8 protein-coding genes are annotated in these 13,466 nt (G+C 72.2%); 4 read left to right on the top strand and 4 right to left on the bottom strand.

Annotation, left to right across the window (positions count from 1 at the left end; all coding sequences use genetic code 11):
- Positions 1–120: 120 nt before the first annotated feature.
- Positions 121–810 (top strand): TIGR03089 family protein, encoded by a 690-nt coding sequence (locus AB0M35_RS01805; protein WP_363740365.1) that lies wholly within the window; start codon positions 121–123, stop codon positions 808–810.
- Positions 811–998: 188 nt separating this feature from the next.
- On the opposite strand, the gene AB0M35_RS01800 is transcribed toward AB0M35_RS01805, so the two are convergent.
- The gene (locus AB0M35_RS01800) at positions 999–2,966 is read right to left on the bottom strand and encodes an acetoacetate--CoA ligase (RefSeq protein WP_363740363.1); all 1,968 of its coding nucleotides are present in this window, start codon (positions 2,964–2,966) and stop codon (positions 999–1,001) included.
- A 155-nt stretch (positions 2,967–3,121) separates the two neighbouring features.
- Positions 3,122–3,637, bottom strand: a complete 516-nt coding sequence (locus tag AB0M35_RS01795; RefSeq protein WP_363740362.1) for a hotdog domain-containing protein — start codon at positions 3,635–3,637, stop codon at positions 3,122–3,124.
- Between the two features lie 23 nt (positions 3,638–3,660).
- Between AB0M35_RS01795 and AB0M35_RS01790 the strand changes: the two genes are divergently transcribed.
- On the top strand, positions 3,661–4,308 hold the full coding sequence (locus AB0M35_RS01790; protein ID WP_363740361.1) for a hypothetical protein: 648 nt from the start codon (positions 3,661–3,663) through the stop codon (positions 4,306–4,308).
- Positions 4,309–4,405: 97 nt separating this feature from the next.
- Here AB0M35_RS01790 and AB0M35_RS01785 read toward each other — a convergent pair whose 3' ends face one another.
- The gene (locus tag AB0M35_RS01785) at positions 4,406–5,569 is read right to left on the bottom strand and encodes an acyl-CoA dehydrogenase family protein (RefSeq protein WP_363740360.1); all 1,164 of its coding nucleotides are present in this window, start codon (positions 5,567–5,569) and stop codon (positions 4,406–4,408) included.
- 251 nt (positions 5,570–5,820) lie between these two features.
- Between AB0M35_RS01785 and AB0M35_RS01780 the strand changes: the two genes are divergently transcribed.
- Together AB0M35_RS01780 and AB0M35_RS01775 are read left to right on the top strand one after the other, a co-directional pair.
- Positions 5,821–7,248 carry a UDP-glucose/GDP-mannose dehydrogenase family protein gene (locus tag AB0M35_RS01780; protein ID WP_363740359.1) on the top strand — a complete coding sequence of 476 codons (1,428 nt, stop codon included), beginning with the start codon at positions 5,821–5,823 and terminating at the stop codon, positions 7,246–7,248.
- Between the two features lie 252 nt (positions 7,249–7,500).
- Entirely contained in the window at positions 7,501–12,444 is a 4,944-nt protein-coding gene (locus AB0M35_RS01775; RefSeq protein WP_363740358.1) for a permease, read from the top strand.
- A gap of 14 nt (positions 12,445–12,458) precedes the next feature.
- Here the strand turns inward: AB0M35_RS01775 and AB0M35_RS01770 are convergent, their stop codons facing one another.
- Positions 12,459–13,457, bottom strand: a complete 999-nt coding sequence (locus AB0M35_RS01770; RefSeq protein WP_363740357.1) for a MerR family transcriptional regulator — start codon at positions 13,455–13,457, stop codon at positions 12,459–12,461.
- Between the last annotated feature and the right edge of the window lie 9 nt (positions 13,458–13,466).

Genomic DNA, 13,466 nt, shown 5'->3' with positions numbered 1-13,466 from the left:
GAAACAACACTCCGGGCAAGCCTACGCCGGAGCCGGGTACGGACGCTGACTGCGACCCGACGGTATGCCGACTTGTCGCTGCCATCGAGTACGGTCGCGGGCCGCGTATCGTTCGCGTCGATGGCCGACAACATTGCCCGGGTGTTCGCCGACGCGATCGCGACCGACCCGAACCGACCACTGCTGACCTGGTACGACGACGCCACCGGTGAGCGCACCGAACTTTCCGGCGCGACCCTGGCGAACTGGGTGGCCAAGACGGCCAACTTGCTCACCGACGAGTTGGCCCTGGGGCCCGGTGACACTGCCGCCGTACTGATCCCGCCGCACTGGCAGACCGCCGCCGTGCTGCTGGGCTGCTGGGCGGCCGGGCTGACCGTGGCCGAGCAGCCGGGTGACGTGGACGTGCTGTTCGCCGCCGCCGGCCGGGTCGCCGAGGCGGACGCCTGGCCCACCGACGAGCGGTACGCCCTCGCGCTGCACCCGTTCGCGCTGCCGCTGCGGGAGGTACCGGCGGGCTTCGCCGACTACGTGACCGAGGTACGGGTGCACGGCGACCACTTCGGCGCGTACCCGCCGGGCGGTCCGTCGCACACCGCGCTGATCGACAAGGCGAGAGCACGCGCCGCCGAGTTGGGCATCTCCCCGGGCGACCGGGTCCTGATCAACGTGGACCGCCATCCGGACCCACTCGACTGGCTACTGGCCCCCCTCACCGCCAACGCCACCCTGGTCCTCTGTGCCCACCCCGACCCCACCCTCCTCCCCACCCGCCAATCCACCGAACACGTAACCCACCCCCTCCCCTAACCCACCCCACCCCACCCACCCCCTCCCCCGCGCCCCACCCTCCCCCGCGCCCCACCCCGCTCTGCCCCGCGATCTTGCAGTTCTGGTCGCCGATATGCGCGCCACATCCCTTTTGCGGGGACAGGAAGTGCAAGATCGCGGAACAGAGCAGGGCGGGGGCAGGGCGGGGCAGGGGCGGGGGGTGCGGGTTAGGGGGTGCGGGTTTGGGCGAGGGTGGCGAAGGCGGTCAGGGAGTCGGGGTTGGCCAGGGCGCCCTTGGCGGCGGCCTGGTCGACGGGGGTGCCGGTGAGGATCTTCTTGACCGGGACTTCGAGCTTCTTGGCCGACAGGGTGCGGGGGACGGCGCGGACCTGGTGGATCTCGTCGGGCACGTGCCGGGGCGACAGGGCGGTACGCAGCTCGCGGCAGATCTTCCTGCGCAGCTCGTCGTCGAGGGTCAGGCCGTCGGCGAGTACCACGAACAGCAGCAGCTCACCGGCGCCACCCTCGTCGTCCTCCAGGTGCACCACCACCGAGTCGACGACCTCGTCCAGCCCTTCCACCACCGAATAGAACTCGGCGGTGCCCAGCCGTACGCCGCCTCGGTTGAGGGTGGCATCGGACCGACCGGTGATCACACAACCACCGCGCGAGTTGATGGTGATCCAGTCGCCGTGCCGCCACACACCGGGATAGACGTCGAAGTACGCCTCCCGGTAGCGGACCCCGTCCGGGTCGTTCCAGAAGCCCACCGGCATGCTCGGCATCGGCTCGGTGATCACCAGCTCACCGAGTTCGCCGAGGACCGGGGTGCCGTCGGCCGAGCGGGCCTCGACCTTGGCTCCCAACGCCCGGCAGGTGATCTCACCGGCGTGCACCGCCAGCAGCGGCACCCCGCCGACGAATCCGGTGCACACGTCGGTGCCCCCGGACAGCGACTGAAGTTGCAGGTCACGACCGACGGTGTCGTACACCCAGGTGAAGCCCTCGGCGGGCAGTGGCGCACCGGTGGAGCCGACCCCACGCAGCGCGGACAGGTCGGCGATCTCGCGCGGCACCAGGCCGGCCTTGCGGCAGGCCAGCAGGAACGGCGCGGAGGTGCCGAAGTAGGTGGTGCCGGACTCCTCGGCGAGCCGCCACAGCGCGCCCAGGTCGGGGTGGCCCGGGTTGCCGTCGAACAGCACGATCGCCGCGCCCACCGCCGGGGCGGAGACCAGGAAGTTCCACATCATCCAGCCGGTGGTGGTGAACCAGAAGAACCGGTCGGCCGGGCCCAGGTCGTGATGCAGGGCGAGCATCTTGAGGTGCTCCAGCAGGATGCCGCCATGGCCGTGCACGATCGGCTTGGGCAGGCCGGTGGTGCCGGAGGAGTAGAGCACGTAGAGCGGATGGTCGAAGGGCACCGGCGTGAAGGTCAACGGCTCGTCGGTCGCCGCCGCCAACTCGACCCAGGACAGGGCGCCGTCCGGCGGCGGTGCGGCCGGGTCGAGGTAGGAGATGCCGACGGTGTGCCGCAGTGACGGCAACGCCGCCCGGATCGCGGCCACCTCCGCCGAGCGGTCCACCGGCTTGTCGCCGTAGCGGTAGCCGTCCACCGCGACCAGCACCTTCGGCTCGATCTGCTGCCAGCGGTCGGTGACGCTGCGGGTACCGAACTCCGGCGCGCACGAGGAGAAGATCGCGCCGAGGCTCGCGGTGGCCAGCATCAGCACGTACGTCTCGGGAATGTTCGGCGCGTACGCGGCCACCCGGTCGCCGGTGGTGACGCCGAGCCGACGCAGCCCGGCGGCCACCCGACGGACCTGGTCGCGTAGCTGCGCGGCGGTCAGCGCCTCGGGCTCGCGGGTCTGCCCGTACGCGAGCACGATCGGGTCCTCGTCGGCCCGACCGGGCATCCGCAGCACGTTCTGCGCGTAGTTGAGGGTGGCGCCGGGGAACCATCGCGCCCCTGGCATGTCACGCCCGGACAGGGTGGCGGTCGGCGGGGTGTGCGCGACGACCTCGAAGTGATCCCAGATGGAGCGCCAGAAGGCGTCCAGATCGGTGACCGACCACTGCCACAGCGCGTCGTAGTCGGCGAACTCCAACCCACGGTGCTCGGCCAGCCAGCGCAGGTAAGCCCCGATCCGCGATCGCTGGAGCACGTCCGCCGGCGGCGTCCACAGCACGTCAGTCACTGCCCACTCCTCCCCTGGCCCGGCACGGCGCTGTGCGGTGGGCCGTGGCGCCATCTTGCCCTACCCCGAAGCGCCATTCTCCGCAGCCGGACCCTGCGGGCGCATGTGCCCGACCCACACGAGCGGGCCCGGTTAGGTGGGTGCGGGGCGAGGGATCAGCCCGCCCGGTGGGCCTGGATGGCGCGGCGGCGGGCCAGTCGGTGCTCCCGGCGGATCTCCGCCTCCCGCCAGCGCCGTTCGTCCTCGGGGGTCTCGGGCAGCACCGGACGCACCGGCCGGGGCGCCCCGCCGACCTCGACACCGACGAAGACGAGGTACGCGGTGGCCACCCGTACCGGCGCGTCCTCGGCCGAGTCCCAGCGCTCGGCCATCACCCGTACGCCGATCTCCATGGAGGTCTGCCCGGTCCAGTTGACCTGGGCGTACGCGTGCACCAGATCACCCACCCGGACCGCCTCGGAGAAGACGATCTCGTCGATGGCGGCAGTGACCGCCGTACCGCCGCTGTGCCGGGCCGCCGCCGCTCCGGCGACGTCGTCGACGAACTTCATCAGCACGCCGCCGTGCACGGTTCCGTAGAGGTTCACGTCGATCGCGGTCATGATCCGACTGAGCGTGACGCGGGAGTACGACGTCGGTTTACCTGGCATGGCGGAGGGGTGCTCGGTCATGTCGAAAACGGTACGGTGCGCGGATGCGACATCTGTGGAGCTTCCTCGCCGGGTTGGTGGTGGCGCCGGTCACCTGGGTGTTGGTCACCCTCGGGCAGGACGGGTCGGCCAGCACCGTCAATCGGTGGGTGGAGATCGGCACCTCGAACACGGCCAATCTCATCGAGCCGGCCGTCTACCTCGCGGTCGGCGGCATCGTGCTGGGCCTGCTCGGCACACTGCGCATCTCACCGCTCGGCGCGCTGGTGGCCGGGCTGCTGCTGATCACCCCGTACATCGGGATGTTCGTCACGCCGTTTCGGGTGCGGGACCGCATCCCCGCGGACTGGGAGTTCCTCGGTGACCCGCTGCCGCTACGGCTGCCGGTGGAGAACGGCACCCTGTTCCTGATCGGCATGCTGCTGCTGGTGGCGACATTCAGCGGGCAACGCTGGCGGCGCTGGCCCCGACCGGTCACCGACCCGACGCCGGTGACGGACCAGGACCCGACCCCCGAGCAGTCCCCGACCGACTGGTCACCGGTTGCGGCGGCTGAGCAGGACACCGCTCCGCTCAGCCTGGGCTACCCGGATCCGACGCCGACCGAGCCGCTGCCGCGGCGTACCGGCGGCGCGTCGCCCTGGTCGGCCCCACCGGGCTCACTCCCCCACCGCGACACCACCAGCAACTGACCGGCACCTACTCGGCCCAGGTTGATCATGAGGTCAGCGACGGAACTGGAGATCAGAACGCCGCTGACCTCATGATCGACACAGTGGACGGCGAGGGTCAGTCCTTGAGTAGTTGGCGGGCCATGACGATGCGCTGGACCTGGTTGGTGCCCTCGTAGATCTGGGTGATCTTGGCGTCGCGCATCATTCGCTCGACCGGGTAGTCGCGGGTGTAGCCGTAGCCGCCGAGCAGCTGCACGGCGTCGGTGGTGATCTCCATGGCGGCGTCGGAGGCGAAGCACTTGGCGGCTGCACCGAAGTAGGTCAGGTCCGCGTCACCGCGCTCGGAGCGGCCGGCTGCGGCGTACGTGAGCTGCCGGGCGGCCTCCAGCTTCATGCCCATGTCGGCGAGCATGAACTGCACGCCCTGGAACTCCGCGACCGCCTTGCCGAACTGCTTGCGCTCGGCCACGTACCCCTTGGCGTAGTCGAGCGCGCCCTGGGCGATGCCGACGGCCTGGGCGGCGATGGTGACCCGGGTGTGGTCCAGGGTCTTCATCGCGGTGCCGAAGCCGCTGCCCTCGGCGCCGATCATCCGGTCCGCCGGGATCCGTACGTTGTCCAGATAGACCTCGCGGGTCGGTGAACCCTTGATGCCCAGCTTCTTCTCCGGTGCGCCGAAGCTGACCCCCGGATCGGACTTCTCGACCACGAAGGCGGAGATGCCCCGGGACCGGGCAGCGGGATCGGTGACCGCGAAGACGGTGTAGAACTCGGAGACGCCGGCGTTGGTGATCCACCGCTTCACGCCGTTGAGCACCCAGTGGTCACCGTCACGCACCGCCCGAGTGGTCATCGACACCGCGTCGCTGCCGGCCTCCGGCTCCGACAGGCAGTACGAGAACATCGCCTCGCCGGCCGCGACCGGGGTCAGGTACCGGCGCTTCAGCTCTTCCGAACCGGCCAGCAGCAACGGCATGGTGCCCAACTTGTTCACCGCCGGGATGAGCGAGGACGAGGCGCAGGCCCGCGCCACCTCCTCGATCACGATGGCGGTGGCCAGCGCGTCCGCCCCGGCACCGCCGTACTCGACGGGAATGTGCGGGGCGTGGAAGTCCGCGGCGCGCAGCGCGTCGTACGACGACTTCGGGAACTCTCCGGTCTCGTCCGCCTCAGCGGCGTGCGGCGCCACCTTCGCCGCACAGACCTCACGGACCGCCTCTCGAATCGCCTCATGCTCCTCGGGCAACCGATACGCGTCGAACGACTGTTCTGCGGCCATGTCGGCCCCTCCCCTTCACGGCTATCATGCGCAGTCTGTAGCGTCCTATGGACGCCCACCGCGCAGACTGAAGGATAGCGACCACAGTTCAGGCGATGTTACCGGCGCGTAGGCTGGGCCCGTCACGGAGCACGACGCCGCTCGGCGATGATGGATGACAGAACCACAGAAATTACCCCTCCGGTGCCGGCCCGGCGCCGCTGCGGAACGCGACGCGATTGCGCGCCGCCAGTGCGAGCGGAGAGACAGGCGTGACCATCCCGTACCCGAACACCCAGCCGATGCCCGCCATCGCCGCGGTGACACCCCCTTCGGGCGCCTCCCGCCCTCGGGTGAGCTTCCTGGGCACCGGCTATCTCGGCGCGACCTACGCCATCTGCTACGCCGAGCTGGGTTACGAGGTGCTCGGGTACGACGTCGACCCGGACAAGATCGCCAAGCTGAACGCCGGTGAGGTGCCGATCCACGAGCCCGGCCTGGACGAGCTGCTGCGGCGCAACCTCGCCGCCGGCCGGCTGCGCTTCAGCACCGACATCGCCGAGACCGCCGACTTCGGTGACGTGCACTTCATCTGCGTGGGCACCCCCCAGCGCGCCGACGGCATGGGCGCCGACCTGTCGTACGTCGAGGCGTCGGTGACCAGTCTGGCCCGGCACCTGACCCGCAAGGCGTTGATCGTCGGCAAGTCCACCGTTCCGGTGGGCACCGCCGACTGGGTCGAGCAGCTGGTCGGCAAGCACGCCCCCGCCGACCTCGGCGTCGAGGTCGCCTGGAGCCCCGAGTTCCTCCAGGAGGGCTTCGCCGTCGACGACGTACTGCGGCCGAACCGGATCGTGGTCGGCGTCAAGAGCGAGTGGGCCAACAGCATGCTCTACGCGGCGCACAAGGGCGTGTTCGACCTGGCCGCCACCGAGGACCGCGAGGTGCCTCTGGTGGTCACCGACTTCGCCACCGCCGAGTTGGTCAAGGTGGCCGCGAACGCCTTCCTGGCCACCAAGATCTCCTTCATCAACGCGATGGCCGAGGTCTGCGAGGTCGCCGGCGGCGACGTCACCCAGCTCGCCCGGGCCATCGGCTACGACCCCCGCATCGGCAACCGCTTCCTCCAGGCCGGACTCGGCTTCGGCGGCGCCTGCCTGCCCAAGGACATCCGGGCCTTCCAGGCCCGCGCCCAGGAACTCGGCGCCGGCGAGGCACTGCGCTTCCTGCACGAGGTCGACCTGATCAACCTGCGCCGTCGCACCCGCGTGCTGCACCTCGCCGCGGAACTGCTCGGCCGCCGCTACGGCCCTGCCGGCCCCGACCTGTCCGGCACCCGCATCGCCGTGCTCGGCGCGACCTTCAAACCCAACACCGACGACGTACGCGACGCGCCGGCCCTCGCCGTCGCCGCGCTGCTGCGCAAGGCCGGCGCCGACGTACACGTCTACGACCCCCAGGGCATCGACAACGCCCGCCGGGCCGTACCGGAGCTGACCTACGAGCCCGGCATGGCCGAGGCGGTGGCCGGCGCCGACCTGGTCTGCGTGCTCACCGAGTGGGCCGACTTCCGCAACGCCGACCCGACCGTCCTCGGCGAGTTGGTCGCCGGGCGACGGGTGGTAGACGCTCGCAACTGCCTGGACTCGGCACTGTGGACGCAAGCTGGTTGGGAGTACCGGGGGTTGGGTCGTCCCTGACCTGCTCTGGAGTTTCGGGGTTTCCGAGGCGGGTCTTCCGGGTGAGCCCACCCGCTCCGGGCGGTCAGGCTTGATCCCTGCGCGGGTGGGCTCCCCCGGAAAAACCTGACTTCCACCGCCACCGTCGTCAGGGGTGAGGTCAGGGGTCCGGAGGGTGGCGGCTGGGGGTGACCCGCCGACAACGGTCGAATTCCGGGCGCGCATTGTGCATGCTGCGACAGTGGGAATCCACAGTGCGGGTGGAGGGGTGTCGTGGCGACCTTTCAGTGCTCCTCGTGTGGCCGGGAGATCAAGCCGGCGGTTCGCTGCCCGCATTGTGGTGCGCACCAGCCACAGTGGGCCGAGCACCTGGCGGAGATCGAACGGTCCATCGCGGAGATGAAGGCCCGCGAGGCTGCCATCGCCAGCGAGCAACGGCAGCTCGCATCCAAGATGCAGGCCGCGATCTTCCAGCGGGACACCCTCGCGCACGCCGGCAACGTCGGTGACGGGCGGACGAAGCAGGCTGGCCGACCCCGCCGGGTGCTGCGCCGCCGCCCGGCGTACAAGTCGCCGCCCAACGGCACCGTCCCACCGGTACGGAACAAGCCGACCGAGAACGGCCCACCACCGCCGCCGCCCCGGGTGCCCCGGCAGAGTGCCACCGGAGGCGCCGAGGATCTGCCACCGACCGCGCCCGTCTGGCTGGACGCCGACGATCCGGAACATCCGCCGGAGGCCTCCTCCCGGGAGGTCCAGAACATCCCCCTCGGCCTCGGCGCGCTGTTGCTCGGCGTGGCCGCAGTGGTCTTCGCCGTGCTCGCGACCAGCGCGATGGACGCGTTGACCCGCCTCGGCATCCTGCTGCTCGCCACCGTGCTCATGCTGCTCGCCCCGCCGGTGCTCGTCCGGCGCGGGCTGACCTCCACCGCGGAGACCATCTCCGCGGTGGGACTGCTGCTGGTGCCGCTGGCCGGGTACGCGCTGTGGGCCGTGGACCGGATCGGCGGCGACGGCTCCGGGGCGGTCTTCGCCGGGGTGATCTTCGCGGTGACCGCCGCCGTCTCCGTCGGGTACGCCGGGCTGACCCGGCTCCGCGCCCCCCGCTTCGCCACCGTGCTGGCCGCCCAGCCGGTGGTGCCCCTGTTGGCGTACGAACGTGTCAGCGGCCCCGCCGGCTGGGCCCTCGTACTGACCGTGGTGGCCGTACTCGACCTCTGGCTGGCCCGCTCGCCGGTCACTGTGGAACGACCGGCCGTCGACCCGACGACGGGCGCCGCACCGGGTCGGACGGGCACCCCGCGCCAGCGGCAGGCCGAGGGGCGCCCCGAGGGTGCGCCGGAGGAGTCCGGTGAGCTGCTCGACCCGACCGCCGGCACCCCGGCCGCCTCGCCCGTGCGGCCGGTGCCGGGGCTACGGGAGCTGACCTGGTCGCTGCACGGCGTCGCCGTCGTGCTCGCCCTCGGCTACGCGGTGACCGCCCTGCTGCGCACCGACACCGTGCCCGGCGCGGTCGGGGCCGGTCTGATACTGCTGCTCGCCGCCGCCGTCTGCCTGGCCGGCACCCTGCTGCTGCGGCGCCCACCACTGCCCGACATCGGCGCGGGGGTGCTCACCCTCGCCGTCATCGGCGCCCTCGGCCGGGTCGCCTCGGTGGCGCTGCCCGGACGTTCGCTGCTGCTGATCGCGGCCGTCATCGCGGCCACCGGCCTGGTGGTGCGGGCGGTGCCCGAATCCGCCCGCCGCGGGCCACAACTGGCCTCTGCGGTGGCGCTCACGGTCAGCGGGGTGGTGGTCGCCGGCAGCGCCCTACGCGCCGGAATCGCACCCGTCCAGGCCGCGTTGCCGGCCTGGGCCGCCGACCTCGACCGGTACCCGGCCGAACTGGCCGCCGCCGTGGGACCGGCCGCCTGGCAGCTCGCCGCCAGCGCCTTCCTGCTGACCGTGGCGGCGGTGCTGGCCCTGCCCCCGGAGATCCGCCGCGAGTTCGCGGTGACCGGCGCCGCGCTGACCGCCCTCGCCGTACCCGCCTCGTTCGGGTTGAGCTGGGCGGTGGCGCCGTGGCCGATGGTGCTGACCGCGATCGGCATCGGGGTGATCGGGCTGTCCGCCCGTACGACCCGGGCCGCGCTGGCGCACGCGGTGGCAGCTGCCAGCGTCGGGCTGGTCGGCGCCGGGGCGGCGTTGGCCCGACCCGCGCTGACCGCCGCCGTGCTGCTCACCTTCGTCGTGGCCGGCGTGCTGGTCGCCGTCGCCCCCCGGATCAGGCTCGCACCGGCCGCCGCCGACAGCCTTTCGGCCTGGGCGGCCGGCGGAGCGGCATTCGCGCTGCCCGGGGCGGTGGCCGCGTTCGTCGCCGCCCTCCTGTCCGGCGAACCGGCGCTGACTCCGGCGAGCCTGCGTGCGGCGACCGTGCCGGTGCTGGCCGCCAGTTTCCTGGCCGTCTGCGTCACGCTCGGCTACGCCGCGGTCGTCCAGGTGTCCCAGCGACACATCCCGGTGCCGTTGTCGGTGGGTACCGGCCTCGGTGCGTTGATGGTCGCGGCTGCGGGGTTCGGCGCGCCCGGTGCCACCGTCGCCGACGCCTGGGTCAGCGCGTTGCTGCTGGTCTCCGCCGTACTCCTCTTCCTGGCCCCGTCGATCGACGCCGGGCGTCGCGCCGACCTGAATATGGACGGCTCCGACCTGGCCGCCGCCGCAGTGACCGCCGCTCTGGTCGCCACACTGCTGCGCATCGGCTCGGTACTCGCCCCCGGCGGCCAACTCGCCGTCGCCGCCGCGCTGGTCCTGGTGGTCGCCGTCGCTGCACGGGCGATGCCCGAACAGTGGCGACGCGGGCCCGTGCTCGGCCTCGCCGTCGGCGGCGTACTGATCGGCCTGCTGGCCGGCTGGATGGCCCTGCGTGGTGGCCTCGGCGTCCTGGCCACCCCCGGCCCGATCTGGAACGGCGACCTCAGCGGATGGCCGGCCGCACCGACCGGTGGCACCACCTGGCAGGGTCCCATCGCGCTGGCCCTGCTCGCCCTCTCCGCCGCCATCCTGCTGCCGCCGCCGTGGCGCTACGACGTTTCCGGCACGGCGATGGTGCTGGCCACCATCGGCGCCCCGGCCGCGTTCGACCTGTCGTGGTGGTCGCCGGTCCTGATCGGAGGCATGGTCGCCGCCGTGTTCGCGATGGCGGCCGTCGCCTCCGTCGACCCCCGGGCCGCCCTGTCCCGGATCACCGTCGCCGGGGTGGTCGCCCTGTACGCGGCCGGCGCCGGCCTGGTCCGTCCGTGGACCACCGCACTGGCGCTGACCAGCATCGTGTTGATCGGTACGGTGGTGGCGGCGCTGGCCCGGTCGATGGCCGGTTCCCTCGTCGAGGACATCCGGACCGAGGGGATGCCGCCGCATCTGGCGCAGATCGGTGGGGCAGCCGTGGGTGCGGCGTTGTTGGCACTGCCGGGTGCCACCGCCGCACTGGCCGCCGAGTTCGGCCACGCCCCCCAGACGATACTCACCGCCGGCCTGGCCGCCACCAGCCTCGGCCTGGCCTTGGTCGCCGGAGTCCGCTGGCAGATTCCGCAGTACCTGCCCTGGGCGAGCGCCGGTGTGGTCGGTGGCGCGGCGGTGACCGCGCTGGCCGCCGTACCCCTTGGTCTGCCGGTCGGTGTCTACGCCGCCGCAGCTGCCCTGCTCGGGGTGCTCGCCGAACTGGTCCGGGAGGCGACCGAACCGCCCGCTGATCCGGTCCAGCCGGTACGCCGCTGGACGGGGCTGCTGGACGGGGCGCTACGGCGGCTGCCCGACGACGGTCTGCGCCGCCGGTGGCGGGTCAGCCCCGCTGCCGGGGCGTTGGCCGCTGCCGCCCTGCCGACCGTACTGGCGCTGGTCTCCATCGCTCCGGCGCTGCTGGCCGCTCTGGTCGACCCGATCCGTACGCTGCGCCAGGTCTGGCAGGGACCGCCACCGGAGTTGCTCGACCCGCCTGCGGCGGCGGTCAATCCGACCCATGTGCTTACCGCGCTGCTACTCACCGTGACGGCGGCGCTGGCGGCTACCGGATTCAGCGCGGGCCGTCGTTCCCGGGCGGTGCCCGTGGTGCTGCCCGGCGCCGCGATAACCCTGTTGATCGCCCCGATCGCGTTGGGCGGCGGCTGGCCGACGAGCACCCGTGCGGCGCTGGTGGTGTTCACCATCTCGATGTTGGGACTGGCGCTGACGCCACCACCGTCCCTCGTGGAGCGGGCGCGCTCGTTGCGGCTGGCCCGGGTGCTGGTCTTCCTGATCGGCCTGGCGGCCGGTGGGGCGGGCCTGGCCGGCAGCCTCGCCACCCGGGACCTGACCCTGCTCAGCCTCGGCGGCGCGGTCGGGGTCGGCCTGGTGGCGGCACTGTTCGGCACCACCTCCCGGGCACGGATCCTCGGCTGGCTGTTCGCCTCGCTGATGGCGCAACTGTTCGTGCTCACGGTGGGCCTGGTGGCCGGGCTCGCGGCGGTCTGGTCCGCCTTCGGGGTGCTGGCGGTCGGCGCCGCGTTGCAGGTCTTCGCCGCCCGGCTGCCCCGGCTGCGTCGTCCCGAGGCGCAGGGTGAGGCCGCGACGGTGGAGTGGAGTGGCCACGCCGCCGCCCTGATCGCGCTGGCCTTGGCCTTCGACTCGCCACGGCACATCGCCGCACTGCTGGCCGCCTGGGGTGCGGTGCTCGGCGTCGCGGCGATGCGGCCGGGGCGTCGACCGGTGGAGCGACGAATACTGTTCTGGGCCGTGGTGATCTGCGAGATCACCGCCTGGTGGATCCTGATGTGGGTCGCGGACGTGGCGCTGCCCGAGGCGTACACACTGCCGTTCGCCGCGTTGGCCCTGCTGGTCGGCGTCCTGGAGTTGCGGCAACGCTCGGACATGAGCAGTTGGGTGGCGTACGGTCCGGCGTTGGTGGCGGCCTTCGTACCGACGCTGGCGATCGTGCTGGCCACGGATTCGAGCACACTGCGTCAGGTGTTGCTGCTGCTCGGTGCGGTCGCCGTCCTGGTCTTCGGCTCGATGAGCCAACAGCAGGCGCCGGTGATCGTGGGGGCGGTGGTGACCGCCATCGCGGCGGTGCACGCCCTGTTCAGCCTCGGGCCGTGGCTGGCGTTGATCCCGGTCGGGTTCCTGCTGCTGATCCTCGGCGCCAGCAACGAACGTCGCCGCCGCGCCCAGGAACGCCTCCAGACCGCCCTGCGCGGTATGCGGTGACCCGCCCGGAGCCGCTACCGGGCGGCGCGTAGCTTGATCAAATTCACTGCGGTACGCGCGACGACCGGGTCGGCGTCCGCTGACAGGTCGGCGAGGGCTTGTGCTGCTCTGCCTCCCGGGATGTCCGCGAGCGCCGCCACCAACCGTCGGCGGGCAGACGCCTCGACGGCTTCGAGGCGGTCGATCAGCCGGGCAGCAATCTGATCGGCCAGGGCGGCGTCCCTCGCCAACGTGCTCAGCGCATCGGCCGCGTCGACGTCGCTGGCCTGCTCGACGACCATGTCGATGAGGGTGGGGACCGCGTCGGCCACGCCACGCGCCCCGAGCGCCAGCGCCGCGTACCTGGCGACCGCGAGGTCCGCGTCGGCGAGGGCGTCCCGCAACAGTACGGTCGCGGCAGCGCTCGGAATCTCGGCGAGGGCTTCGACGGCACGTCTGCGTACCTCGGCCGTCGGCGCATCGAGGCCCTCCGCCAGCAGCGGCAGTCCGCCGTCGCCCGACTGCGCCAACGCCCAGCGCAGGGCCCCGGCGACGTTGAGATCCTCCTCGCTGAGCACCGCCTCGACCAGTGCCTCCACCGGCATCGGAGCCTCTCGGCGCAGCGACAGGGCCGCGCGTTGGCGTTCGCCTGCGCTGTCCGACCTGAGCGCCTGGAGGAGCGCGACGGTCTGCAACACCTCCGCCCAGTCGGCGGGTTCCGCGGCACCGATCCGACGGAGCCGGGTGAGCAGTTCCGTCTCGGCCGCGATGCGGTCGCGGGTCTGCCGAATGAGGTCGTCGACGAGTACCGAGGGCGCGAAGCCGGGGTCGTCGAGAGCCCGCCCGACCTCACGCAGCGACAGTCCCAACGACCGCAGGCTCTCGATGTGGAAGATCCGCCGGATGTCCGCGTCCGAGTACTCCCGGTAGCCGGACCCGGTACGACCCGTCGGCCGCACCAGCCCGAGCGCCTCGTAGTGCCGGAGCATCCGAGCACTGACCCCGGACCTGCGGGCCACCTCACCGATCAACACCGCCCGTCT

Origin of the sequence: Micromonospora sp. NPDC051196, assembly GCF_040682415.1 — a bacterium.
Taxonomy (GTDB): domain Bacteria; phylum Actinomycetota; class Actinomycetes; order Mycobacteriales; family Micromonosporaceae; genus Micromonospora.
This window is presented reverse-complemented; position numbering and strand designations above follow the sequence as displayed.

Coding starts and splice junctions, on each gene's coding strand:
- AB0M35_RS01805 (WP_363740365.1), top strand. CDS start 121: ATGGCCGACAACATTGCCCGGGTGTTCGCCGACGCGATCGCGACCGAC.
- AB0M35_RS01795 (WP_363740362.1), bottom strand. CDS start 3,637: ATGACCGAGCACCCCTCCGCCATGCCAGGTAAACCGACGTCGTACTCC.
- AB0M35_RS01790 (WP_363740361.1), top strand. CDS start 3,661: ATGCGACATCTGTGGAGCTTCCTCGCCGGGTTGGTGGTGGCGCCGGTC.
- AB0M35_RS01785 (WP_363740360.1), bottom strand. CDS start 5,569: ATGGCCGCAGAACAGTCGTTCGACGCGTATCGGTTGCCCGAGGAGCAT.